The sequence below is a fragment of the Pseudomonas sp. FeN3W genome (genome assembly GCA_030263805.2).
Lineage (GTDB): Bacteria > Pseudomonadota > Gammaproteobacteria > Pseudomonadales > Pseudomonadaceae > Stutzerimonas > Stutzerimonas stutzeri_G.
In genome coordinates this window covers 4,853,126-4,877,945 of record CP136010.1, presented here as the reverse complement: position 1 = coordinate 4,877,945, position 24,820 = coordinate 4,853,126, and the positions used below count along the sequence as shown (strand labels likewise).

Annotated in this window: 25 protein-coding genes; 17 read left to right on the top strand and 8 right to left on the bottom strand. The window is 63.1% G+C overall.

Going from position 1 to position 24,820, the window contains the following annotated elements:
* Nucleotides 1-60 precede the first annotated feature (60 nt).
* The 4 genes from P5704_023080 (at nucleotide 61) to P5704_023065 (ending at nucleotide 3,989) form a co-directional block, all read left to right on the top strand.
* Nucleotides 61-378 carry an Mpo1-like protein gene (locus P5704_023080; GenBank protein ID WOF78841.1) on the top strand — a complete coding sequence of 106 codons (318 nt, stop codon included), beginning with the start codon at nucleotides 61-63 and terminating at the stop codon, nucleotides 376-378.
* Nucleotides 379-635: 257 nt separating this feature from the next.
* Nucleotides 636-2,024, top strand: a complete 1,389-nt coding sequence (locus tag P5704_023075) for an adenylate/guanylate cyclase domain-containing protein (GenBank protein ID WOF78840.1) — start codon at nucleotides 636-638, stop codon at nucleotides 2,022-2,024.
* Nucleotides 2,025-2,227: 203 nt separating this feature from the next.
* The gene (locus P5704_023070) at nucleotides 2,228-2,983 is read left to right on the top strand and encodes an AraC family transcriptional regulator (GenBank protein WOF78839.1); all 756 of its coding nucleotides are present in this window, start codon (nucleotides 2,228-2,230) and stop codon (nucleotides 2,981-2,983) included.
* 127 nt (nucleotides 2,984-3,110) lie between these two features.
* Nucleotides 3,111-3,989 (top strand): DMT family transporter, encoded by an 879-nt coding sequence (locus tag P5704_023065; protein WOF78838.1) that lies wholly within the window; start codon nucleotides 3,111-3,113, stop codon nucleotides 3,987-3,989.
* Nucleotides 3,990-3,992: 3 nt separating this feature from the next.
* Here the strand turns inward: P5704_023065 and P5704_023060 are convergent, their stop codons facing one another.
* On the bottom strand, nucleotides 3,993-4,274 hold the full coding sequence (locus P5704_023060) for a SelT/SelW/SelH family protein (GenBank protein WOF78837.1): 282 nt from the start codon (nucleotides 4,272-4,274) through the stop codon (nucleotides 3,993-3,995).
* 69 nt (nucleotides 4,275-4,343) lie between these two features.
* Between P5704_023060 and P5704_023055 the strand changes: the two genes are divergently transcribed.
* The gene (locus tag P5704_023055; protein ID WOF78836.1) at nucleotides 4,344-6,530 is read left to right on the top strand and encodes a patatin-like phospholipase family protein; all 2,187 of its coding nucleotides are present in this window, start codon (nucleotides 4,344-4,346) and stop codon (nucleotides 6,528-6,530) included.
* A 244-nt stretch (nucleotides 6,531-6,774) separates the two neighbouring features.
* On the opposite strand, the gene P5704_023050 is transcribed toward P5704_023055, so the two are convergent.
* Together P5704_023050 and recQ are read right to left on the bottom strand one after the other, a co-directional pair.
* Nucleotides 6,775-7,206, bottom strand: coding sequence for a MarR family transcriptional regulator (locus P5704_023050; GenBank protein WOF78835.1), 432 nt, complete (start codon nucleotides 7,204-7,206; stop codon nucleotides 6,775-6,777).
* 181 nt (nucleotides 7,207-7,387) lie between these two features.
* On the bottom strand, nucleotides 7,388-9,517 hold the full coding sequence (gene recQ, locus P5704_023045) for a DNA helicase RecQ (protein ID WOF78834.1): 2,130 nt from the start codon (nucleotides 9,515-9,517) through the stop codon (nucleotides 7,388-7,390).
* A 160-nt stretch (nucleotides 9,518-9,677) separates the two neighbouring features.
* Here recQ and P5704_023040 point away from each other — a divergent pair, with 160 nt between their 5' ends.
* Nucleotides 9,678-10,265, top strand: coding sequence for a YecA family protein (locus P5704_023040; protein ID WOF78833.1), 588 nt, complete (start codon nucleotides 9,678-9,680; stop codon nucleotides 10,263-10,265).
* Nucleotides 10,266-10,506: 241 nt separating this feature from the next.
* Entirely contained in the window at nucleotides 10,507-10,926 is a 420-nt protein-coding gene (locus P5704_023035) for a YbaN family protein (protein ID WOF78832.1), read from the top strand.
* Nucleotides 10,927-11,094: 168 nt separating this feature from the next.
* On the opposite strand, the gene P5704_023030 is transcribed toward P5704_023035, so the two are convergent.
* Nucleotides 11,095-11,679 (bottom strand): DTW domain-containing protein, encoded by a 585-nt coding sequence (locus tag P5704_023030; GenBank protein WOF78831.1) that lies wholly within the window; start codon nucleotides 11,677-11,679, stop codon nucleotides 11,095-11,097.
* An 87-nt stretch (nucleotides 11,680-11,766) separates the two neighbouring features.
* Here P5704_023030 and P5704_023025 point away from each other — a divergent pair, with 87 nt between their 5' ends.
* On the top strand, nucleotides 11,767-12,438 hold the full coding sequence (locus tag P5704_023025; protein WOF78830.1) for a glutathione S-transferase: 672 nt from the start codon (nucleotides 11,767-11,769) through the stop codon (nucleotides 12,436-12,438).
* Nucleotides 12,439-12,451: 13 nt separating this feature from the next.
* On the opposite strand, the gene P5704_023020 is transcribed toward P5704_023025, so the two are convergent.
* On the bottom strand, nucleotides 12,452-12,574 hold the full coding sequence (locus tag P5704_023020; GenBank protein ID WOF78829.1) for a PA1414 family protein: 123 nt from the start codon (nucleotides 12,572-12,574) through the stop codon (nucleotides 12,452-12,454).
* A 192-nt stretch (nucleotides 12,575-12,766) separates the two neighbouring features.
* Nucleotides 12,767-14,488, bottom strand: coding sequence for a bifunctional isocitrate dehydrogenase kinase/phosphatase (gene aceK, locus P5704_023015; GenBank protein WOF78828.1), 1,722 nt, complete (start codon nucleotides 14,486-14,488; stop codon nucleotides 12,767-12,769).
* Nucleotides 14,489-14,614: 126 nt separating this feature from the next.
* Between aceK and P5704_023010 the strand changes: the two genes are divergently transcribed.
* The gene (locus P5704_023010; GenBank protein WOF78827.1) at nucleotides 14,615-15,529 is read left to right on the top strand and encodes a DMT family transporter; all 915 of its coding nucleotides are present in this window, start codon (nucleotides 14,615-14,617) and stop codon (nucleotides 15,527-15,529) included.
* Between the two features lie 24 nt (nucleotides 15,530-15,553).
* Here P5704_023010 and cysK read toward each other — a convergent pair whose 3' ends face one another.
* Nucleotides 15,554-16,528, bottom strand: coding sequence for a cysteine synthase A (gene cysK / locus P5704_023005; protein WOF78826.1), 975 nt, complete (start codon nucleotides 16,526-16,528; stop codon nucleotides 15,554-15,556).
* 123 nt (nucleotides 16,529-16,651) lie between these two features.
* On the opposite strand from cysK, the gene P5704_023000 reads away from it, so the two are divergent.
* The 8 genes from P5704_023000 (at nucleotide 16,652) to P5704_022965 (ending at nucleotide 23,421) form a co-directional block, all read left to right on the top strand.
* Nucleotides 16,652-17,722 carry a DUF748 domain-containing protein gene (locus P5704_023000; protein WOF78825.1) on the top strand — a complete coding sequence of 357 codons (1,071 nt, stop codon included), beginning with the start codon at nucleotides 16,652-16,654 and terminating at the stop codon, nucleotides 17,720-17,722.
* A gap of 143 nt (nucleotides 17,723-17,865) precedes the next feature.
* The gene (locus P5704_022995) at nucleotides 17,866-18,714 is read left to right on the top strand and encodes a MoxR family ATPase (protein WOF78824.1); all 849 of its coding nucleotides are present in this window, start codon (nucleotides 17,866-17,868) and stop codon (nucleotides 18,712-18,714) included.
* Between the two features lie 52 nt (nucleotides 18,715-18,766).
* Nucleotides 18,767-19,171, top strand: coding sequence for a GFA family protein (locus tag P5704_022990; GenBank protein ID WOF78823.1), 405 nt, complete (start codon nucleotides 18,767-18,769; stop codon nucleotides 19,169-19,171).
* 50 nt (nucleotides 19,172-19,221) lie between these two features.
* Complete coding sequence (locus P5704_022985; GenBank protein ID WOF78822.1) at nucleotides 19,222-20,400, top strand: VWA domain-containing protein; 1,179 nt, start codon at nucleotides 19,222-19,224, stop codon at nucleotides 20,398-20,400.
* 89 nt (nucleotides 20,401-20,489) lie between these two features.
* Nucleotides 20,490-21,035 carry a hypothetical protein gene (locus P5704_022980; protein WOF78821.1) on the top strand — a complete coding sequence of 182 codons (546 nt, stop codon included), beginning with the start codon at nucleotides 20,490-20,492 and terminating at the stop codon, nucleotides 21,033-21,035.
* Nucleotides 21,036-21,386: 351 nt separating this feature from the next.
* A complete protein-coding gene (locus P5704_022975; protein WOF78820.1) occupies nucleotides 21,387-22,571 on the top strand; it encodes a PepSY domain-containing protein in 1,185 nt (394 codons plus the stop codon).
* Nucleotides 22,568-23,101 (top strand): thiamine pyrophosphate-binding protein, encoded by a 534-nt coding sequence (locus P5704_022970; protein WOF78819.1) that lies wholly within the window; start codon nucleotides 22,568-22,570, stop codon nucleotides 23,099-23,101. Before P5704_022975 ends, P5704_022970 begins: the two co-directional genes overlap by 4 nt.
* Nucleotides 23,101-23,421 carry a hypothetical protein gene (locus P5704_022965; GenBank protein WOF78818.1) on the top strand — a complete coding sequence of 107 codons (321 nt, stop codon included), beginning with the start codon at nucleotides 23,101-23,103 and terminating at the stop codon, nucleotides 23,419-23,421. Before P5704_022970 ends, P5704_022965 begins: the two co-directional genes overlap by 1 nt.
* A gap of 16 nt (nucleotides 23,422-23,437) precedes the next feature.
* On the opposite strand, the gene P5704_022960 is transcribed toward P5704_022965, so the two are convergent.
* Nucleotides 23,438-24,811, bottom strand: coding sequence for an efflux transporter outer membrane subunit (locus P5704_022960; protein WOF78817.1), 1,374 nt, complete (start codon nucleotides 24,809-24,811; stop codon nucleotides 23,438-23,440).
* Nucleotides 24,812-24,820: the final 9 nt, after the last annotated feature.

Below are 24,820 nucleotides of genomic sequence, written 5' to 3'. Positions count from 1 at the left end.
TCACTGACACGCAAGGTTAGCGATGACTAGTCTGTGCGCGACAATAACAGGAGGTACGCCATGAGTACGCAAACCGCCGAACGCTTCAGCCGCTTTGCCGATTTCTATCCGTTCTATCTCGCCGAGCACAGCAACCCCACCTGCCGTCGCCTGCACTTCGTCGGTAGCCTGCTGGTGCTTGGCATACTTGGCTACGCACTCCTTACCCAGCAGTGGCTCTGGTTGCTGGCGATGCCGGTGGCCGGTTATGGCTTCGCCTGGGTCGGCCACTTCATCTTCGAGAAGAACCGGCCGGCAACATTCCAGTATCCGCTCTACAGCTTTCTCGGCGACTGGGTGATGTTCAAGGACATGCTGACGGGCCGGATTCGCTTCTGAGCCTGATGACAGCGGCTATCCGACCGGTGCCATCATTGTTTTCATCCTCTGGTTTGGCGATGCGGCGTTGCTTGGTTATGATCTGACGGCTTTCGCGCGGGCCGGCCATCGCCGAGCTGGCCCCGTGATCGCGAGGCTGTCGCTGATGTGCTCGAAAGCTGTCGCCTTCGCAGGGTGACCCGTCGATCGAGCCTGGCGTCAGTCTGCAAGGCGCGAGAGAACGGCGTCGAAAAAACTACCAGGGATCGTACGCACACATGACTTCCACTCCGGTTGAGCGCCGCAATGGCCTCGCCACTCGCCCGTTGCGCGAGTACTACTCCCGCGTGCTCGCCTACCTGATCTGCGCCGCCACGCTTGCAGCTGGTACCTACACCCAGTATTTCTCGATGGACCTGCTGTGGATGGTGCCGTACGCCCTGCTCTATCCGCACCTGGCCTATCACCTGAGCTATCGCTTCAAGCGCGATCATCCCGAGCGCACAGCGCAGGTTCTGCTCTGCCTGGATGCCTTGAACGCCGGTGGCGGCATATTGCTGCTCGGTTTTTCGATCGTGCCCAGCCTGATGTTTCTGCTGACACTCAGCTTCAGCGCGCTGGTGAGCGGCAGCCTGCGCAACCTCGCCATCTCGCTGATCTGCGTGGGTGTCGGGGTCGGCCTGGCATCTCTCGTCGTGCCCCTGAGCTACCGCGGTACCACACCGCCACTGGTTTCTCTGGTGAGCATCCTGTTCACGACCTTTTACATATGCGCCACCGCCTACTTCGTGCACCAGCAGGGCCAGCGCCTCGCCCAGGCGCGCAAGGAGATCGAAACGGAGCAGGCCAAGGCCGCGCGTCTGGCACGCAACCTCGCCAAGTACCTCTCGCCCCAGGTGTGGGAGTCGATCTTCACCGGCAAGCGCAGCGTTCGCCTGGAAACCCAGCGCAAGCGGCTCACCGTGTTCTTCTCCGACATCAAGGGATTCACCGAGCTGGCCGAGGAACTGGAGGCTGAGGCCCTTACCGACCTGCTCAACAACTACCTAAACGAGATGTCGAAGATTGCCCTGAAGTACGGTGGCACCATCGACAAGTTCGTCGGCGACTGCGTGATGGTGTTCTTCGGTGACCCTTCTAGCCAGGGTGCCAAGAAAGACGCGGTGGCAGCGGTTTCCATGGCCATCGCCATGCGCAAACACATGAAGGTGCTGCGCCAGCAATGGCGCGCACAGGGCATTACCAAACCCATGGAAATCCGCATGGGCATCAACACCGGTTATTGCACGGTGGGCAACTTCGGCGCCGATACGCGCATGGATTACACCATCATCGGGCGCGAAGTGAACCTGGCCAGCCGTCTTGAAAGCGCCGCCGAGGCCAGCGAGATCCTGATCTCCCACGAAACCTATTCGCTGATCAAGGACGTCATCATGTGCCGCGACAAGGGCCAGATCGCGGTCAAGGGTTTCTCCCGCCCGGTGCAGATCTACCAGGTGGTGGACTTCCGCCGCGACCTTGGCGCCACCTGCAGTTTCGTCGAGCACGAACTCCCCGGCTTCTCCATGTACCTGGATACCAACGGCGTGCAGAACTTCGACAAGGAGCGCGTGATTCAGGCACTGCAGCAAGCGGCCGAGAAACTTCGCGACAAGGTCATCCTCTGATTCTCTGACCGCTGGCGGCCAGCCGTCGACTAACCGAATCTGGCCAAGTGGTCTGTTCGGTAAGTTCAGTTAGTCAATTTCGGCGCCCAAGGCCCCAATACGGTGTTGCAGCATTGTCTTCGAGCCATGTTCACCCGAACTTGCCTCAACCAACTCACCGCACAGACCACTGGTCAGCGGGCCTGCTTCGGGACAGCCGCCAGATGCTATCGCTGCGCAACTATCACCACCTCATCGCCCATAGCCACGAACATCCGCAACTGGTATTCGGCTTGAAAGGGCTGCTGGAGTTCGAGATTGCCGGGCGCGGCAGCCGCGTCGGCGAGCAGAGTCTCGCGGTAATTCCGTCCGCCACTCACCATGCCTGTGCCAGTGTCACCGGCAGTCACTGCCTGGTGCTCGATCTCCCGTCGGAGAGCTGGGTTCGTCAGCGCTTGGGCCACCACACCGAACCCAGCCTGCGTCTGATCGATCGACCGGATACCGTGCGCCTGAACGCAAGCCAGCAGCGCCTGGTCGCCTGGCTGGCGCACAGCCCGATCAATGATCCATTGATTGCCGAACAGGGCGCCGTACTCCTGCTCGCCAGTCTGGCCAGTGGGCAACATATCCACCATGACCAGCACGCACTGCCGGTCGCCGCTATCGACGCCTTCATCGATCAGCATCTATCCCACCCGCTTCAGGTTGCCGACCTGGCCCGTATCGCCGGGTTGTCGGTGGCCGGTCTGCACGCGCGCTTTCTTCGCGAGACGGGCCGAACGCCGATGGAACACGTACGCCAGCGCCGCTTGCAGCATGCCGAGGCGCTGTTGCACGACACCCGCCTGCCAATCGGCGAGATCGCCGCGCAGGTGGGCTATGCCTCGCAAAGCGCCTTCACCGCCGCACTGGTTCGCGCACGAGGCTGCACACCGCGCGCACTGCGACGCGAGCTGCGCGACAAAAGCGGTGACTGACGCGACAGACACACTCCAAGCCACGGCCTAGCATGGTCCTGATTCGCAAGGTTCAGGTAGCCATGACCCCACTCTTTTTTTTCCCCGCCACTTCACGCACACACCACTCGCTCGAGTGGATCGTTCCATGACGCCGCGCAACGCGCTGTTGGCCATCCATCTCGGCGCGCTGATGTTCGGCCTGTCCGGCGTGCTCGGAAAACTGGCCGAAAGCTCGGCGCTGATCATCACCTTTGGTCGTGCACTGTTCGCCGTGTTGGCCCTGCTGCTGGTGGCGCAGTTGCTGCGACCCAGCGGGGCGCCGCCAAACTGGCGGCAGCGTGGCGGTCTGGCCTTGGGCGGGCTGTTGCTGGGTGCGCACTGGTTGACGTTCTTCATCGCAGTGAAGATCGCTGGCGTCGGCATTGCAACCCTGGGCTTTGCCAGCTTCCCTGCCTTCACCGTGCTGCTCGAAGGCCTGCTGTTCCGCGAACGCACCCGCGCCATCGAGTTCGCCATGGTCGGGCTGGTCTGTGCCGGCCTGCTGCTTGTCGCGCCGGCGTTCGATCTGAGCAGCGGACCGACTGCCGGATTGCTCTACGGTGTGCTTTCCGGCCTGCTGTTCGCGCTCCTGTCGCTGCTCAACCGTGCCGTCACCCGCGGCCTCGATCCGGTTCGCTCGGCGCTCTGGCAGAACCTGGCGATCCTCGCAGCCCTGCTGCCATTCTGCTGGTCGGCGATACCTGCGATACCCGCGCAGGACTGGCTCTGGCTTGCTCTGCTCGGCGTGCTCTGCACCGGACTCGCACACAGCCTGTTCGTCGCTAGCCTGCGGGTCCTGAAGGCGCGCACGACGTCGGTGATCTTCGCTCTCGAACCGGTCTACGGCATCGCCTTCGCCTGGTGGCTGTTCGGCGAGCAGCCGACGCTACGCATGCTGCTCGGCGGCGCCTTGATCATCATCGCCAGCGTGGTTACCAGCCGCTTGAAAAGCCCGCCGAGTGTCGTTCCGAAACTGGCCAGCTGACGCTCAGCGGTCGTTATGCCCCAACGAGCGCTGCGGGTCGATGCGATCACGCACGCGCTGCTTGAGCTCCTTCGCCTCGGGAAAACCGCCGTCGAGCTTGCGCTCCCAGATCTGCACGCCATCGCAGCTGATATGGAAGGTTCCGCCTGTGGCGGGCACCAGACACACGCGGCCCAGGTCATCGGCAAAGGTCGACAGCAGCTCCTGTGCGAGCCAGGCAGCACGCAGCAGCCACTGACACTGGGTGCAATACGTAATGACGATTTCCGGTTTGCTTGCGGTCATTCAGGACAGCTCCGAAGGGAGATACGGCAGCCTATAATAGCCGCCTCTCCACCCTTCCCCGGTTCAGCCATGCTCCGCCTGTTCGTTTCCCTGCTGATGCTGTTAACCCTGCCGCCGCTGTTCGCCGAGCCGGCTCAGCCGAAGACCGGGCTCGTCCTGTCTGGCGGTGCGGCGCGCGGGCTGGCTCATGTCGGCGTGCTCAAGGCGCTGGAAGAGCAAGGCGTACGCATCGACGCCATCGCCGGCACCAGCATGGGCGCGGTCGTCGGCGGGTTATACGCAGCAGGCTACAGCGTTGCCGAACTCGAGCGCCTGGCATTGACCCTCGACTGGCAGCAAGTGCTGTCCGACGATCCGCCGCGCCAGGACATCCCCTACCGCCGCAAGCAGGACGACCGTGATTTCCTCATCAAGCAGAAGCTCAGCTTCCGCGACGACGGCAGCCTCGGCCTGCCGCTGGGCGTGATTCAAGGGCAGAACCTCGCGCTATTGCTCGAGCGCCTGCTGGTGCACGCCAGCGACACCCGCGACTTCGACCAGCTGCCGATCCCCTTCCGTGCGGTGGCCACGGATATTGCCAACGATGAAAAGGTGGTCTTCCACAGCGGCCACCTGCCCCAGGTGATTCGCGCCAGCATGTCGATTCCGGCCGTGTTCGCACCGGTTGAGCTGGACGGCCGCCTGCTGGTGGATGGCGGCATGGTCGACAACATCCCGATGGACGTGGCGCGCGACATGGGCGTCGACCGCCTGATCGTGGTGGACATCGGCACACCGCTCAAGCCGCGCAACGAATTGTTGACGGTGGTCGACGTGCTCAACCAGACCACCACCATGATGACTCGCCGCAACTCCGAAGCGCAGCTGGCCACCCTGCAGTCGCAAGACCTTCTGATCCAGCCGCCGTTGGCTGCTTACGGCTCTACCGATTTCGCCCGCGCCGAACAGCTGGTCGACGCCGGTTACCGTGCAACGTTGGCTCTGGAGGGACGTCTTGCCGAAATGCGCATCACCGCCGGTGGCAATCCGGCATTGAGTCTTGCGCGTTCCAGCGACCCGCGTACACCGGTCATCACCGCAATTCGGGTAGAGAACGATTCGAAGGTCAGCGATGCGGTGATCCGTCGGCATGTCCGTCAACCGATCGGCGAACCGCTGGATCTGGAGGATCTGCAGAAGGACATGGGCACGCTCTACGGCCTGGACTATTTCGAGCGCGTGGAATATCGCGTCCAACGCGGCAAGCTTGGCAATACGCTGGTCATCAACGCCCGCGAGAAGCGTACCGGCACCGATTACCTGCGGCTGGGTCTGAGCCTGTCCGACGACTTCCGCGGCGACAGTGTATACAACCTCGGCGCGAGCTATCGGAAGAACGGCATCAACGAACTGGGTGCCGAGTGGCTGACCCGTCTGCAGCTGGGCGATCGCCAGGAACTCTACAGCGAGTTCTACCAGCCGCTGGATGCCGGCTCGCGCTGGTTCGTCGCACCGAATCTGTTCGTCGAGGCGCAGAACGTGGAGTCCATTCTCGACAACGATCCGATTGCCGAATATCGCCTGCAACGCTATGGCTACGGTTTCAATCTCGGCAGGCAGATCGCCAACAATGGCGAGATACGCTTTGGGATCGGCCAAGCCTGGGGTGAGGCCGATGTGCGAATCGGCGAACAGGATCTGCCCGACTTCAGCTTCACCGAGGGCTACTACGAGCTGCAGTACTCGTTCGACACGCTCGACAACATCGATTTCCCCCGCGAAGGCGAGGACATCCGCCTGACCATGCGTCAGTACGACCCCAGCCTGAGTTCGGACCAGCGTTATCGGCAATGGCACCTCACGCTGGACAAGGCGCTCAGTCACGGTGCCAACACCTGGGTGCTCGGTGGGCGCTACGGTCGCACGCTGGACGACGCGGAAGTGGTGACCTCGAGCTTTCTGCTCGGCGGGGCGCGTCAGCTGTCGGGCTTTCGTCAGAATGCCCTGGCCGGGCAGAACGTCAGCCTGGCGCGCATGGTGTACTACCGTCGTGTGACGCCGCGAGCGTTTCAGCCGTTGGACTTCCCGCTCTATCTCGGTGGATCACTGGAGCGCGGCCGCGCCTGGAACGCCGACAATGCCTTCGACAGCGGCTATATCAACGCCGCGAGCATCTTTCTCGGCTACGACACGCCACTGGGGCCGCTGAACTTCGGCTACGGCTTCAATGACGAGGACGAACAGGCTCTGTATATGAATCTGGGGCGCAGCTTCTAAGGCGAACGTGGGTCGGCTGGCCACCGAGGTCGGGGCGCCTCCCAACGAGCACGGCCCGCCCGGTTTTCGGGATTGCCCAACAAACGCGCGGCCAAGCCATTGATTCGGCCGTCGCAGGGCTTGTCGCACAGTGTGGCGTTGGGCTTCGTCGCTGCGCGACTCAACCCACCCTACGGTCTACAGCCTGTGCCGCTACGTAGGTTGGGTTGAGCGCAGCGAAGCCCAACGAGTGCGCAGATAACGCTCAGCGCTTGTCCAGATTGGCGAGGATTCGCGCATGCACCTGCTGGCACTTGCGCAGATCGGCTTCGTCGATACCGGCGAACGCCTCGTGGCGCACCTGCGTGGAAATCGCCTCGATCTTCTCGATCAGCGGTCGCGCCGGTGCCCCCAGAGAAATCCGTTTGGCCCGGCGGTCCTCGGCGGATGCCTTGCGATGCACCAGCCCCTGCGCTTCGAGACTATCGAGCAAGCGGGCCAGCGTCGGCCCTTCAACGGCAACGCTTTGGGCCAGTTCGCGCTGGGTGGGTTCGTGGTCGAAACGGGCCAGGTGCAGCAGCACCAGCCAGCGCGCCTGCGAGAGTCCGAGATCGGCCAGGCGTCGATCCAGTTCGGCGCGCCAGCCACGGGAAAGTTGCGCCAATTGCATGGCAAAGCGATGTTGCTCGGCGTACATGTACTGCCATTCCTGCAAAAACTAATTATTAGTGAGCTAACCACAGCTCTGGAAAGCAGGCAAGACGACCTTCGAACCCTGATCGAGCGATAGAAGTCGTAATGATGGCACGGCGAGAGTTGCGGCCCGGCAGACACCAGCTATCGCAGCGGCTTCAGGCCGAGCCGCAGGATGCACCTGGTTACAATTCGAACTCGACCTGCAGTGCAGCACGCACGCAATAAAGCACTTGTTCGGGTACTCGCCCGGCGAACTGCTCGGCGACGGCGCTCACCGGTGGCAGTTCGCCCTCGCCGTCGAGAAAGGCCTCCTGGATTTCGCCGAGCAGATCCTCGGGCAGATCCAGCGCCTGCTCCAGACTCAGCTGTTGCAGACCGATGGCCTCGGCGAGCATGGCGTAGACGTTCTTTTCGCTGCAGTCGAGCTGACGCGCGATCTGTGCAGGCGTCATGCCGGCGCGCGCCAATGTGATCAATTCGTGTCGTAGATCGGCAGGCGACTTGGCCACTTCGACACCGCCTTGCAGGACCTCCAGGAAGGCCTGACCGTAACGCTCCAGCTTGCGTGCGCCGACACCACTGATGGTGGCCATGTCCGACAGTGAGGCGGGCTGGCTGCGCAGCATTTCCAGCAGAGTTGCATCCGGGAAGATCACATACGGCGGCACACCGTGTTCTTCGGCCAGCTTGCGGCGCAAGGTGCGCAGCGCCTCCCAGGTCTCGCGCTCCTCGCCACGTACCAGTTGGCTGGCGGGGCTCTTCGACTGGCCCTTGGCGGCCTGCTGCGGCTTGAGGTCGCGGCGCAGTTCCAGGGTGACCTCGCCGCGCAGCAATGGCCGGCAACTGTCGGACAGGCGCAGGCCGCCGAAACCGTCGAGATCGACGTCCGCCAGTCCCCGCGCGACCAACTGGCGGAACAATGTGCGCCACTCACCTTCGCTCAACGCCTTGCCGACACCGAACACGGACAGATGCTGATGGCCGAAACCACGCACCTTGTCGTTGTCGCGCCCCAGCAGGATATCCACCAGATGACCGACGCCGTAACGCTGGCCGCTGCGGTAGATCGCCGACAGCGCCTGACGCGCCGGCTCGGTGGCGTCCCAGGTCTGCACGCCGTCGGCGCAGTTGTCGCAATGGCCGCAGGGCGTGGGCAGTTCCTCGTCGAAGTACGCCAGCAGCGCCTGGCGGCGGCAACGGGTTTCCTCGCACAGTGCCAGCATGGCATCGAGCTTGTGCTGCTCGACCCGCTTGTGGCGCTCGTCGCCCTCGGAGTTGTTGAGCATCTGCTTGAGGAAGATCACGTCCTGCAGGCCGTAGGCCATCCAGGCATCGGCGGGCAGGCCATCGCGCCCCGCTCGTCCGGTTTCCTGGTAGTAGGCCTCCAGCGACTTGGGCAGGTCGAGGTGGGCGACGAAGCGCACGTTGGGCTTGTCGATGCCCATGCCGAAAGCGATGGTCGCCACCATGATCAGGCCTTCCTCATTGAGAAAGCGCTTCTGGTGGTAGGCGCGCAGCTCGTTGGGCAAGCCCGCGTGATAAGGCAATGCCGGAAAGCCCTGTTCGGAGAGGAATGCCGCCAGGTCATCGACCTTCTTGCGCGACATGCAGTAGACGATGCCGGCATCACCGCGGCGTTCGGCGAGAAAACCCAGCAGCTGCTTGCGCGGCTGCTCCTTGGGCACGATGCGATAAAAGATGTTCGGCCGGTCGAAACTGGAGAGAAACCGTTCGGCGTTTTCCAGATGCAGACGCTGGACGATTTCTTCCCGCGTCCGCTTGTCCGCCGTTGCGGTCAACGCGATACGCGGCACACCAGGGAACAGTTCGGCCAACTGGCCCAGTTGCAGGTACTCGGGACGGAAATCGTGCCCCCACTGGGAGACGCAATGGGCCTCGTCGATGGCGAACAGCGCGACATTCAGTCGCTGCAGGAAGGCCAGCATGCGCGGCTGCACCAGGCGTTCAGGCGCGAGATAGAGCATCTTGATCTCGTTGCGCCGAATGCGCTCGGCAATGTCGCGCTGCTCATCGGCGCTCAGCGTCGAGTTGAGCGCCACGGCCGAGACGCCCAGCTCGTCGAGTGTCGCGACCTGGTCGTCCATCAGTGCGATCAGCGGCGAAACCACCACTGCCAGTCCTTCGCGCAATAGTGCGGGAACCTGGTAGCACAAGGACTTGCCGCCGCCGGTCGGCATCAGCACCAGCGCATCGCCGCCACTGCCGACACGCTCGATGATCGCGCCCTGGTTGCCACGAAACGCGTCGTAGCCGAAAACGTCTTTGAGGATGCGCTGTGCCTGGTCGAGCATGCCGGTCTCCGAAACAAGGCGCGCAGTATACGCGAGCGAACCGTTGAGTTCAGGATCGCGCGACCAATACGGACGACGCGTCATCCGAAGGCACGAGTAGCCTGCGCCCCGCGCCTCGTCTAGAATCCGGGTTGTCTTCCAGCCCCCAAGGTAGTTCCCGATGTCATTCGCCGAGCAACTCGCCCGCCTGCAAGTCTTTCTTGATGCAGATGACCTGCACGAGGAAGCACTGGATTACATCGCCGCCCATGGCTACCTGACAGCGCTGTGCATCTGTTCCGAGCAGGTGCCCGAGCGTGAATGGATCGATGCACTGTTCTCCGAACCACCCAAGTACAAAGACGACACCGAGCGCGAAGCCATCGAGGCCACGCTGATTCAGCTCAAGGCACACATTGCCCGCCAGCTGGCCAGTGACGAGGACATGGAGCTGCCGTGCGAACTGGACCTGGGCGAGGAGCCGGACGAATCCGATCTGCGCGGTTGGTGCATCGGCTTCATGGAAGGCGTGTTCATGCGCGAGGCGATCTGGTTCGAGGATTCCGAAGAGGAAGTCAGCGAGCTGCTGCTGCCGATCATGGTCGGCTCGGGCCTGTTCGACGAGCAACCGGAATTCGCCGATATCGCGGACAACCCCGAACTGGTCGACGAAATGGTGGCGCAGATCCCGGAGCTGCTGACGGCGCTCTACCTGATCTGCCATGCACCCGAGGAAAAGCCAGCCCTGCTCAAGCCACGTCGCCACTGACCGGCTGCAACGTGGCCAAGCGCCAAGGTGAGCGTCACACCCACCTGCGACAGTGCGACTGCCGGGGCACAGTCGCTGGCGCGCTGCCCCACTGCCGGACCTGTCCCGCTGGCTAGCATCACAGGAGGGAAGGCATTGTTCTGCACATCCCGATGCTCATCACGAATCTGTTATGAGACTGGCGTGAGCCAGCCGCTTGGCACAGGTCGTAGCGAATCGAAGATCCGGGCTGACTAGCATCATGGCCCATCGCGATATCCAGCAGCATCGCAACCCTCTGATCCGATCGTTCCTGCTCGGCGTCGGCTGGCTGGCCGTGGTGCTGGGCGTTGTCGGCATCTTCCTGCCCGTTCTGCCGACCACGCCATTCCTGCTGCTGGCCGCGGCCTGTTTCGTACGTAGCTCGCAACGTTTCTATGACTGGCTGGTAGGCCACCCACGGCTCGGTCCATGGTTTCGTGACTACCTGGAAGGAAACGGTATTCCGCTCAAGGGCAAGGTATACGCCATCGCCACCATGTGGATCAGCATCGGCATATCCTGCTGGCTGGTGCCGCTGATCTGGGCCCGAGTTGGAATGCTGCTGAGCGCGACGCTCGTGACGCTCTACATTCTCAGGCAGAAGACATTGCCAGTCGGCAACGACACCGGCGTCAGGTAAATCAGCGCCACACGGCCACTGCGCGGTCGCAGGCAAACCCTCTAGTGGCCCGGGCGGTGAGTTGATGGAGGCCAATTCGGATGAGCATGACTCCAAGACAAGGAGCAGCGACACAGTATCGAGGCCATGGGTGCCGAAATTGACCAACTGAACTTACCAAACAGGCCACTAGGTATCGACATGGTTACGCCGATATACCTCCTGCCCCATTGCATCGATCTGCCCCTCGATCAATGCGTCGAACGGACGGAGCAATTCATCGAATCGGCTGGGGCTTTCCAGTAGGTTAAGTGCCGTGACGATCGCCTCGATGGTCGACAACGCGCCGGGCATTGGCGCCTTGCGCAAGCGATAGCGGGAGCTCAGCCCTTCTGGCAGCGCCACCCGCGGCAACCCAGCCAACCATGGATTGACGTGCAGGATCTTGCGCGCCTTTCGCCAAGTGCCATCCGGCACGATCAGGCGCACGGGTTGGGCGGCACCGGCCAGACTCCCGAGCGGCACGGCGTCTTCGCCGGGAAATAACAGATAGCTCGGCCGGGCGGCATCGGAATCGTCCTCGAAGCACTCGCCCACCCGCAGCTCTGCGTTGCGCAGCCCCAACACGGCCAGGCGCGCCGTATTGAGCGCATGACTCGCTTCACTGGAATGCTGAAGGATGAGCACCTGGGTACGGCTATTCAGTGTTGGTATCAGCGCGCAAAGGCACAGGGAGGACGGGCGCTGGCAGCGTGAGCATAGTGGACGGGACATGGTTCACCTCGGCGGCGGAGTCTGCCATATCGGGCACTGCTCTGCAGAGCGGCTATGCTTGCGACGTCCCCGCAATGAGGAGCAGGCATGATCACCGTCCACCACTTGAACCACTCCCGCTCGCACCGCGTCCTTTGGCTGCTGGAAGAGCTGGAATTGCTTTACGAGCTGAAGCGCTACCCGCGCGACCCGAAAACCATGCTCGCGCCAGCAGAGCTGAAAGCCGTACACCCGCTGGGCAAGTCTCCGGTGATCACCGACGACGACCTCACGCTGGCCGAGTCGGCAGCCATCCTCGAATATCTGCTGGAACGCTATGGCAACGGACGCCTGATGCCGCAGAACGGCACTCCGGAATACCGTCGCTTTCGCTACTGGATGCACTACGCGGAAGGCTCTGCGATGCCCCCACTGCTACTGCGGCTGGTATTCGACCGCGTCGCCAATGGGCCGATGCCGTTTTTTGTTCGCCCCGTCGCACGCGCTATCGCCAAGGGCGCTAACAGCGCCTTCATCGGGCCACAACTGAAGACCCATCTCGACTACATGGAAGCGGAACTGGAGAAGTCCGACTGGTTCGCTGGCAACGCATTCAGTGCAGCGGATATACAGATGAGCTTCCCACTGGAAGCTGCCCGTGCCAGAGCCGGCCTGGACGAGAGCCGCCCGCGCCTGATGGATTTTCTGCAGCGGATACAGCAACGGCCCGCTTATAAACGAGCCGTGGAGCGCGGAGGACCCGCCTTGCCCACCGCATAGACCCCCACCAGACTCAGTGGCGGCGGCGATCCTGCTCGCGCTGGGCGCGTACTGGAATAGGCTGCATACGGGGCGGTTCGATCAAACCAAGAGCGACCGCCAACTTCCAGAACATCTCGTTGAGCCTTGCTTTCATGGTCACACCCTCCTGCGAAATAACGGGCTACATCGGAGCCATGCGGGCTTCGAGGACAGCATAATTCAACTTCGGCTCCGGCGCTCGTGCGCTTTGCAAGCGCGAGCCCCGAATGAACGCCGCTTTGTTACGGCGCTTTACAACTGCGACCGAGGCGGCGCAAAGGCGTTCAAACGAATTCACCGCCGGTCTTCAGTTGCGATCGGCCTTGCGTCGATAAGGGAACACATCGATCACCTTGCCGCCGCTGATGGCGTCCTGCAGCCCTTTCCAGTAATCAGCATCGTACAGCTCGCCATGCAAGCTGGCGAAAAGCCGGCGCTGGCCATGATCTGCGAACAGAAAGCGCGGGAATTCCTCGGGGAATACGTCGTTCGGCCCCACCGAATACCAGGGCTCCGAGGCCATTTCATCCTCCGGATAGCGCGGCGGTGGAATATGGCGGAAATTCACTTCGGTGAGAAAGCTGATCTCGTCATAGTCGTAGAACACCACCCGACCATGGCGGGTGACGCCGAAGTTCTTCAGCAGCATGTCCCCGGGAAAGATATTGGCCGCCGCCAGTTGTTTGATCGCCAGTCCGTAGTCTTCCAGCACCTCGCGCACCTGCTCGTCGCTGGCATGCTCGAGGTAGAGATTCAGGGGCGTCATGCGGCGCTCGGTCCAGCAGTGGCGCACCAGCACGGTATCACCCTGCACCTCGACCGTTGACGGCGCCACCTCTAGCAGTTCGGCCAGGCATTGCGGATCGAATTTCGCCTTCGGGAAACGGAAATCGGCGAACTCCTGGGTGTCGGCCATGCGCCCTACCCGGTCGACGCTCTTCACCAGGCGATATTTCTCGATCACCGTGGCTCGGTTGACGCTCTTGATCGGAGAGAAGCGGTCCTTGATCAGCTTGAACACCGTATTGAAGCCCGGCAGCGTGAACACCGTCATCACCATGCCGCGAACGCCGGGCGCCATGACGAAGCGGTCGTCGGTATTGGCCAGGTGATCGATCAGCGCACGATAGAACTCCGACTTGCCGTGCTTGTAGAAGCCGATCGAGGTATATAGCTCGGCGATGTGCTTGCCGGGCAGGATGCGCTTGAGAAAGCCGACGAACTCCGCCGGAATCGGCACCTCGACCATGAAATACGAACGGGTGAAGGAGAAGATGATCGACACCTCCGCCTCGTCGGTGATCAGCGCGTCGGCAATGATGCCTTCACCCTCGCGGTGCAGCAGCGGAATGACCAACGGCCACTGTTCGTCGCGGGTGAAGATCCGCCCAAGCAGGTAAGCCCCCTTGTTGCGATAGAGCACCGAGACGAACAGCTCCACGGTCAGCTCCGGGTCCTTGCAGACCCAGTCGGGCAGGGTTTCGTGCAACTGCGTCTGCAGGCGTCGCAGGTCTCCTGGCAAGTCGCAGTACGGCACCGCGAATGCGTAATCGCCAAGGATCTGTTCGAGCATCCCGCTCAAGTCGCCGTTGGGCTGGTAGGTACGGGTTTGCGCCAGCCGTTCATGAGCACGCACCGCCGGCCGGGTGGTATGGATGAACATGGTGCCGTCGCTGATGCAGTCATGGCTGAACAGCCCACAGAAGATCGAGTTGTACCAGGTCTCCGACAGCTCGTCGTCGAAGCGTGGGTTGATCAGCTCGATGTAGGCGCTTTTGATCTGCGGCCAGGCCTCGACCTGAAGCAGGTCGGCGTGATCGAAACCGACCAGAAGGCCGCGCCGGGTTTCACCAACCTTCTCTTCGTAGAGGTTGATCCGCGCCGCCGATGCGCGCTGCGCTTCCTGCCATTGCGCCTGCTCGAAGCGCACCCGCGCGCCTTCGGTGATCAGGCGAAAGTGCTCTCGGTAGTCATCGAAGCCCAGGAGGATCTGCCGAGCAATTTCAGCGGTCAGTTTCTGCTGCACCATGATGCACCCACTGCAGGACATGAACGTCCGCCGAGCTTAGCAGCACGCAGTTTGAAAGTCGGTTTCGGATTGCCAGTTGGCTGATGGACGACAACACTTGCAGCTCCCCTCCGGTGGAGCCGCCCCATGCGTCCGCTCGACATGTTCCGCCTGCTTGCTCTCGCCGCCATCTGGGGTGCGAGTTTTCTTTTTCTACGCATCATCGCACCAGTGCTCGGCACCTTTCCCACGGCGTTCTTTCGTGTGCTGCTGGCAACCGCAGGGTTGCTGGCCATCCTGCTGTTGCTGCGCACGCGCTGGGATTTCCGCGGCAAGCTGGGGTTGTGCCTGGTGCTGGGCGTGATCAATTCCGGCTTGCCGTTCGCGCTGTATTCGGTGGCCGCGCAGCTGGTGCCGGCTGGCTATTCGGCGATCTTCAACGCCACCACGCCGATGATGGGCGTGCTGATCGGCGCACTGTTCTTCGCCGAGGAGCTGACGCTCGCCAAGATAATCGGCGTTTTCAGCGGACTCGGCGGCGTGGCATTGCTGATGCGAATCGGGCCGGTGCCATTCGACATGGAGCTGCTGCTCGGCGCGCTGGCCTGCCTGGGCGCCACCGCCTGTTATGGCTTCGGCGGCTTTCTCACCCGCCGCTGGATCAACCAGGGCGAAGGCCTGAACAGCGAGGTGGTCGCGTTCGGTAGTCAGCTCGGTGCGGCACTGTGCCTGTTGCCACTGTTCGGATTGTCGTTACTGAATGCGCCGCCGGTGGACTGGGGAGACTCGACGGTCTGGCTGAGTCTGCTGGGTCTGGGACTGGTCTGTACGGCGTTCGCCTACATCCTCTACTTCCGCCTGCTGGCGGATATCGGACCGGTCAAGACGCTGACGGTGACCTTTCTGATCCCGCCGTTCGGTGTGCTATGGGGCGTGATCTTTCTTGATGAGCCACTTTCGTGGGCTTACGTCCAGGGCGGTGCGTTGATCGCGCTGGCGCTGTGGTTGATTCTGCGCCAGGCGCCAATCACACGGCCAACGGCGCAGTTGCGACGCAGCTGACTTGCTCAGCTGCGTCGCCCTGCATCACTGCACCAGTTCCTGCTCGCTGAACATGTCGGTGAACAGCATGCTCGACAGGTAACGTTCGCCGGAATCCGGCAGGATCACCACGATGTTCTTGCCCTGCATTTCCGGACGCTCGGCCAGACGGACCGCGGCAACCATGGCCGCACCGCAGGAAATGCCGCAAAGAATGCCCTCTTCGCGCATCAGCCGCAGCGCCATCTGCTTGGCCTCCTCGTCGTCGACCAGTTCGACCTGATCGACCATGGACAGGTCGAGGTTCTTCGGCACGAAGCCTGCGCCGATTCCCTGAATCTTGTGCGGGCTGGGCTTGACCTCGTCACCCGCCAGGGTCTGGCTGATGACCGGCGAGCTGCTCGGCTCCACGGCAACGCTGAGGATCTGCTTGCCCTTGGTGTTCTTGATGTAACGCGAAACACCGGTAATGGTGCCGCCCGTTCCGACGCCGGCGACCAGCACATCGATGCTACCGTCGGTGTCGTTCCAGATTTCCGGGCCGGTGGTCTTTTCATGGATCGCCGGGTTGGACGGGTTCTCGAACTGCTGCGGCATGTAGTACTGCTCGGGGTTCGAAGCCGCGATTTCGGCCGCCTTTTCGATCGCGCCCTTCATGCCCTTCGCCGGTTCGGTAAGCACCAGTTCGGCACCCAGCGCCTTGAGTACCTTGCGCCGCTCCAGGCTCATCGATGCCGGCATGGTGAGCATCAGTTTGTAGCCGCGCGCCGCGGCGACGAAGGCCAGACCGATGCCGGTATTGCCGGAGGTCGGCTCGACCAGCGTCATGCCGGGCTTGATCCGGCCGCTGTCTTCGGCGTCCCAGATCATCCCGGCACCGATACGGCACTTGACGGAGTAGGCCGGGTTCCGGCCTTCGATCTTGGCCATGATGCTGACGCCCTTGGGACCAAGGCGATTGATCATGACCAACGGGGTGTTGCCGATGGAGCGTGCGTTGTCTGCGAATATGCGACTCATGGGAATGCCCTGTCCGAGGTGTACCAGACCAATCAGCCTATGCGCAGTCCAGGCGTCAGTCCAGCCGAACTCACGGCGGAAACCTGGGGTCCATCGTCTATACGCCCACATCTCCGGAACGCCATGACCCGTCGCCTGCTTCCCCTGTGGATTCTTCTCGCACTCGGCCTGCTGCTGATCGTGCTGCACCTCGCCCTGCCCCACCTGGTGCGCAATTATCTGAACGAAAAGATGGCCGACATGGGCGACTATCAGGGCCATGTCGAAGACGTCGATCTGGCTTGGTGGCGCGGGGCTTACCGCGTCGAAGGGCTGTTGATCGAGAAGAAGGACAAACGCGTACAGGCGCCACTGCTGAAGGCGCCAGGCATCGATATCTCCATCAGCTGGGACGCAATCCTGCGCCACCGCGAGATCGTCGGTGAGGTGATCTTCGAACAACCGCACCTGAACTTCGTCGATGGCGGCGACAGCGGCGAATCACAGAGCGGCGAAGGAGTCGATTGGCGCGATCAGCTCGAGGCCCTCGTACCGATCACGCTGAACGAGATTCGCGTCGTCGATGGGCAGCTTTCCTTTCGCAACTTCTCTTCCGATCCACAGGTGCACGTCTACGCGAACGATATCCAGGCCAGCCTGTATAACCTGACCAACACCGATGGTGCCGATGGCACCCGCACGGCAGCGTTCGAAGGCACCGGCAAGCTGTTCAACCATGCGCCGATCGAGGCGCAGGCCAGTTTCGACCCGTTTACCGACTGGGAAGACTTCGAGGTCAACCTGCGCGTCACCGAGGTACCGCTAAAGCAGCTGAACGACCTCAGTCGCGCCTATGCCAATTTCGATTTCGCCGGCGGGACGGGTGATCTCGTCCTCGAAGTGCAGGCCACCGATAGTCGACTCGACGGCTACATCAAGCCGTTGCTGCGCAACGTCGATATCTTCGATTACGACCAGGATGTGGCGAACGAGGAAAAGGGTTTCTTCCGCGGCCTTTGGGAGGCCGTGGTCGGCGGCGGACAGGAGGTGCTGGAGAACCAGCGCAAGGATCAGTTCGCGACCCGTGTCGAACTGTCCGGCACCACCCACGAAACCGACGTGAGCCCATTCCAGGCCTTCGTCGCGATACTGCGCAACGCCTTCGTCGAAGCCTTATCGGCTCGTTTCGAACGGTCCCTGGGCGAGGACGAGTAATCATGCAGCGTCACCAGAAGCGCACTCGCAGCCATTCAGTGACTGAATGATGCGCTCGCGTTCACAGTCACGCGAGCTTCCCTTATAGTCCCCTCCTGACTACAACGAGCGCCTGCGTGCCAGGCCCGCCGAAGGAATCCGCAATGAAATTCGAAGGCACCCAGTCCTACGTCGCCACCGACGACCTGAAACTCGCAGTCAACGCCGCCATCACCCTGCAGCGCCCGTTGCTGGTCAAGGGCGAACCCGGCACCGGCAAGACCATGCTGGCCGAGCAGTTGGCCGAATCCTTCGGCGCCAAACTCATCACCTGGCACATCAAGTCCACCACCAAGGCGCACCAGGGCCTTTACGAATACGATGCGGTAAGCCGCCTGCGCGACTCCCAGCTGGGCGTGGACAAGGTCCATGACGTGCGCAACTACATCAAGAAGGGCAAGCTGTGGGAGGCCTTCGAGAGCGAAGAGCGGGTCATCCTGCTGATCGATGAAATCGACAAGGCCGACATCGAGTTCCCCAACGACCTGTTGCAGGAACTCGACAAGATGGAGTTCTACGTCTACGAGACCAACGAAACCATCAAGGCGACCCAGCGGCCGATCATCATCATCACCTCGAACAACGAGAAGGAACTGCCTGACGCCTTCCTGCGCCGCTGCTTCTTCCATTACATCGCCTTCCCTGATCGCGAGACGCTGCAGAAGATCGTCGATGTGCACTACCCCGGCATCAAGCAGTCGCTGGTCAGCGAGGCGCTGGACGTATTCTTCGACGTGCGCAAGGTGCCGGGCCTGAAGAAGAAGCCCTCGACCTCCGAGCTGGTCGACTGGCTGAAGCTGCTGATGGCCGACAACATCGGCGAGGCGGTGCTGCGTGAGCGCGACCCGACCCGTGCCATCCCGCCGCTGGCTGGCGCCTTGGTGAAGAACGAGCAGGACGTGATGCTGCTGGAGCGTCTAGCCTTCATGAGTCGACGCGCCAACAGCCGCTGATCGCTGCCGGCTTCGGTGGCGCCGGTCGCGCACTCACTGGAGGAAAGAAACCATGCAAACGCATACCGGTAGTTGCCTGTGCGGCGTCGTGCGCTATCGCATCGACGCCCCCATCGACGAGCTGACCCACTGCCACTGCAAGATGTGCCGCAAGGCTCACGGTGCCGCCTTCGCCAGTTACGCGAGCGTGCCCTTGGACGCACTGCATTTCATGTCGGGCAAGGATCAGCTGGGCGTCTACCACTCCTCCGAACATGTGACGCGCACCTTCTGCATCCGCTGCGGCTCCAACCTGCTGTTCGTCGACAACCGCGAGCATGAGGTCGGCGTCGCTGCCGGGACCCTCGATTCACCGCTGTCGGCGCCGCCGCAATCGCACATCTTCGTCGACTCCAAGGCGGCGTGGTACGAGATTCACGACGCACTGCCCCAACACAACGGCGACAGCCCCGGCTGAGCGCCCCGAACATTGCGCACTACCCCACGGTGCGCCTGAGGTTTTCTGCCATGCTGCTTGGCCTGTTCAATGAGATGCGCGCTGCCAAGGTGCCGGTATCGGTGCGCGAACTGCTGGACCTGATCGATGCGCTCAAGCACCGCGTCGTGTTCGCCGACATGGACGAGTTCTATTTCCTCGCACGCACGGTGATGGTCAAGGACGAGCGCCACTTCGACAAGTTCGACCGGGCCTTCGGTGCCTATTTCAAAGGTCTGGAAAACCTCGATCAGCATCTCGAGGCGCTGATCCCCGAAGACTGGCTGCGCAAGGAATTCGAGCGCAGCCTGACGGACGAAGAGCGCGCGCAAATCCAGTCCCTCGGCGGCCTGGACAAGCTGATCGAGGAATTCAAGAAGCGTCTCGAGGAACAGAAGGAGCGCCATGCCGGCGGCAACAAGTGGATCGGCACCGGCGGCACCAGCCCCTTCGGCTCGGGCGGCTACAACCCCGAAGGCATCCGCATCGGCGATGCCGGCAAGCGCCAGGGCAAGGCGGTGAAGGTCTGGGACCAGCGCGAGTACAAGAATCTCGACGATCAGGTCGAGCTGGGCACGCGCAACATCAAGATCGCCCTGCGCCGCCTGCGCAAGTTCGCCCGCCAGGGCGCGGCGGACGAGCTGGACATCGACGGCACCATCGACCATACCGCCCGCGACGCCGGCCTGCTCAACATTCAGATGCAACCGGAGCGGCGCAACGCGGTGAAGTTGCTGATCCTGTTCGACATCGGCGGCTCGATGGACGCCCACGTGAAGGTCTGCGAAGAGCTGTTCTCAGCCTGCAAGACCGAGTTCAAGCATCTGGAGTACTTCTACTTCCACAACTTCATCTATGAATCGGTGTGGAAGAACAATTTCCGCCGCACTTCGGAACGCACCTCGACCCTGGACCTGCTGCACAAGTACGGCGCGGACTACAAGGTGGTGTTCGTCGGCGATGCGGCGATGGCGCCCTATGAAGTCACCCAGCCGGGCGGCAGCGTCGAGCACTGGAACGAGGAAGCCGGCTACGTGTGGATGCAGCGCTTCATGGAGAAGTACAAGAAGCTCATCTGGATCAACCCTTACCCCAAGGATACCTGGGGCTACACCACGTCCACCGGCATCATCCGCGAGCTGGTGGAAGACCGCATGTATCCGCTGACCCTGAGCGGGCTGGAAGAGGGCATGCGGTTCCTGGCGAAATAACCGGGCGAGCCGGCGCAGGCCGGGTTCGCCAGCGCCTTGGAAATGGGCTACTCCTTACGACTCCGAGCACACGCCGCAGGAGAACGCCCGTGAATGACGAAGAACCACGCCAGTTGCCCACTGCCCTCTTTGTCGAGGCCCTGACCCTGGTCACATCGGTGCTGGGCGGCGCGAAGGATGGCAAGGAACTGCTGGAAAGCCTCGGCAGCCGGATCGACCCCACCAGGCCGCTGCGCTACGCCGTGCAGACCTGCGAACGACGCGACGACCATATCCTCGTTCGGGTCCAGGTTCGCAACAGCGGCGAGCACGGTGTCCATGTGCAGTCCCTCGACACCGAGGAGACGCTCAAGGCCGACATTCTCGAAGTCCGCGACATCACGGGACGCAACGCCCGAGTTGGATTCCAGCGTTCATCGGACAGCGGCGCCGCGCCCTCGGACGCTCCTCTGTTCCTCGACGCAGGAACCGCACGATTGCTGGAGATCAGACTGCAGGCCTTCGACGAGCGACGCCTGCGCAACGCGCCGTACGGCAAACTGGTGTTCGGCTACGTGGTGAATGGTGTGGCGAGAAGCAACCTGAGCGACGAGGTGGAATTCGCCTTTCCCACCCGTACCCGGCTTCTCTCGTGATATCGAGACTTCCTTCGCGAGGGGCGCGCCGTAGTTCAGTGTGCCCCATGCCTTGCGGGGAACGCCGCTTCCGAAACGATGCTTTTGCGTTCTGAGCGCTGAGTGGACGACCGATAACGGCTAGCGAACGCCAGACCGGCCTGCCAGTAACATTTTTTTTCATTTGCAGTTGCGGGTTTTCGCTCTCTCATCCGTCTTGTTCATTGAGACATCCAAAAAACCGCACCACGCCCTGCATGCGCAATGACATACGGGGCGCTCGGCTTGTCCTAACCGAGCCCAGCACATTGACGTGCCTGCGCAGCATCACCGTTACCGAATCCACCGCCCTCAGCCATAGACCTTGCCCTCATGTCCAAGAAGTCCCGCTCCAGACTCTGGTTTCTCGTTCACAGCTGGCTGGCCCTGCCGATCTGGTTCTTTCTGCTGATCATCTGCGTGACCGGCACCCTCGCCACGGTCAGCCAGGAGATCGTCTGGCTGGCCAACCCGGACGTGCGCGCCAGCAAGCCCTCGGCCGACGCCGAGCGGCTCGATTACGGCCAGATCCTGCAGGCCGTGCAGACGCAGGAGCCGAGGCTCGCCGTGCTCGGCCTGTCGCGCCCGCAGGAGGATCACTTCGCGCTGCTGGCGCAAGTCGCCTACCCCGACGCCACTACCGCGACCCTCTACGTAAACCCCTATTCCGGCGCCGTCCAGGGCACCAGCCCGCTGTTCGATTTTCGCCAGTTCACCCGCGCCCTGCACGGCTGGTGGCTGGCGCCCTGGACCGACGGCTACAGCTGGGGCTGGTATCTGGTATGCAGCCTCGGCCCGCTGATGCTGGCCTCGCTGATCACCGGCCTGGTGGTCTACAAGCGCTTCTGGCGCGCTTTCTTCAAGCCGCGGCTGCGCCTGAACCAGGGCGCGCGGGTGTTCTGGGGCGACTTCCACCGGCTATCGGGCATCTGGTCGATCTGGTTCATCGCCATCATCTCGATCACCGGTACCTGGTTCCTGCTGCAGGCGATCCTCTCGGACTTCGACATTCCCTACGTCGAGAGCCGCCCACCCGCGGTGATCCAGCGTGACGCGGTGACAACTACCGCCGGCCAGGCGCCGCCGACCCTGGGGCTCGACGAAATCACGCGGATCGCCCAGGCGCGGGTGCCGGGCTTCGAGCCCAGCTTCATCCGCCTGCCGGAAAGCGCCTATGGACCGGTCACCATCGGCGGGCGTGGCTGGTATCCGCTGATGAATCAGTCGCTATCCATCAACCCCTACGACGGCAGCATCGTCGGCACCAACCTGCTCGACGACCGCCCTGCCCTGTCCTTCGTCACCGAATCCATGTACCCGCTGCATTTCGGTGACTTCGGCGGACTCTGGCTGAAGCTGGTGTGGTTCCTGTTCGGCCTGCTGCTGACCTTCATGGTTCTGAGTGGCCTGCTGATCTGGAGCAAGCGCACGGTCAAGGCCACCGCTCAGCGACTGCGTCGCCCATCCCGCGCAACGCGCGGCACACACCTCGAAACCGCCGTGGAGAACACCCCATGAGCTCTGCTTCCACCGCCCCCGGTAGGCTGCGTGCGGCCTGGCTGCGCTGGCGCTTCCACCTCAACGTGCTGCTGCTGATCGTGCCGCTGGCGCTCATGTCGCAATACTTCCAGAACCAGGCCAAGTTTCGCGGCCTGATGGGTCTGGGCGAGCGCGAGATCGGCGAAATCCAGGTCGGCCCCTGGAGCGCGCGGCTGGCCGAACACGAACTGGGCGGCCCTCACGACGAGGGCATCTACGGCTTCCACAAACCGTTCGTGGTCGCCTTCTGCGAAACCTGCCTGCCACAGATCAAGGCGGCCTACCTGCGCATCGGCGAGCCGCAAAGCCTGCGGGCCGCTGGCGCCCTGCTGATGGGCAACCCCTACGCGCTGGAGGGCGAAGTGGTGGTGCCGCCGCGCGCCTCGCCGGACAGCGAACTCTGGCTGACCGTCGAAGGCTGGGACGGCAGCGTCCACCAGGCTTCCATTCCACTGGCCCAAGCCTCGCCCGATACCCGGGCCTGGCTCGAACAACGAGGCAACCGCTGATGCTCATTCGCCGGATCGAATTCACCCTGGGCGCCTTGCTGCTCGCCGGCGTCGTCCAGACCGCCGCGGCGCACCAGGCGCCTTTCTGCCAGTGCAAGGCCGTCGACGAACGCAATATTCGCTGCGTCGGCGGCTTCAGCGGCGGCGTGCCCGCCATCGGGGTGACGCTCGACGTGATCGGCTACGACCAACGCACCCTGGTGGCCGGCAAGCTGGACGAACAGGCATCCTTCACCTTCGAGCGGCCCGACGCGCCCTTCTACATCCTCTTCGACGCCGGCCCCGGCTACACCGTCGAGATCGACCATCAGGACCTGTGACCGCAAACAAGGGATTTCAGCGGGCGTCTACCTTGCGCCAGCCACCACCGAGCGCCCTGGCCAGCGCCACGCGGCTCTGTAGGCGAGCCAGGCGTAGCTGGGCGCTCCGGTCTTCGGCCTCGTACAGGGTGCGCTGGGCATCGAGCAGGTTGAGCAGATCCTCGGCGCCAGCCTGGTAGCGCCGTTCGGCCAGTTGCAGGGCGCGCTCGGCCTGGGCCTGGACCTCTTGCTGGGCCTGCCATTGAGCTTCCACGCCAGTGCCGGCATTCAGCGCCACCTGCACATCGGCGAAGGCTTCGATGATGCGTTGGCGGTAGCTGGCCAGCAGCTCCTCACGGCGGGCCGCGCTGCGCTCGCGTGTGGCGGCCAGGGCGCCGCCGTCGAAGATCGGCGCGGCCAGCGCGGCAGTCAGCGAATACAGCGGATCGGCGAGAACGCGGCTCAGGCTGCCGGCCGCGCCGCTGGCGCCAGCGGACAGGTCCAGGCGCGGCAACAGGGCGGCACGCGCCGCACGCAGGTCGGCATCGGCAGCGCGCAGTTGCGCCTCGGCGCTGGCCAGATCCGGACGGCGCAGCAGCAGGTCGCTGGGCAGTCCGGAGATAAACGAGGGTGCTTGCAGCGCCCCGAGTGAGGCCGAGGAGACCGTCGCCGGCTCGCCCTGCCCCAGCAATACAGCCAGCTCGCTGCGCACATCGTCAGCCTGCTGGCGCAGGGCTTCGCGGCTACGCCGCTGCTCGGCCAGCAGGCCACGTTGCTGGGCCAGTTCCAACGGCGTGGCGGCGCCCGCCGCCTGACGCGCCTGCACGGTAGCCAGTACCCGTTCGGCATTGTTCAGGTTGAGTTCGGCCAGGCGCAGGCGCTCGGCCAGGGCGGCCTGACGCAGCCAGGTATCGACCAGGCTGGCGGTCAGGCTCAGACGCAGGGCCTCGCGGTCGAAGCGACTGGCGGCCAGTTCGGCGCGGGCGACATCACGATCGGCGGCCAGGCGGCCCCACAGGTCCACTTCGTAGCGGGCGACGAGGCCGCCGCCATAGCGATTGCCGGCATTTTCGCCATTGCCACCCAGGCGGCCTTCGCGGCTGGCGCCGAGGTTGCCATCCAGGCGTGGCAGCAGCGCTGCACCGGCGGCACGGGCGCTGGCTTCGGCCTGGCGCAGGCGCGCAGCGGCGGCGGCCAGGTCCTGGTTGTCGTTCAAGGCCTGCTCAACCAGGGCGTCCAGCTCGCCGCTGGCGAAGCCGCGCCACCAGGTATCGGTTGGCGTTTTTCCATTGTCCCGGGCATGGCGCCATTCGCCTGGGGCGGCAGGCAGGTTGGCCGGCGTTTCGGCGGTATGGCTGCAACCGACCAGCAGCAACGCGCCGCACAACGTCGGCAGAAGGTATCGGGTCATGGAAAGTCC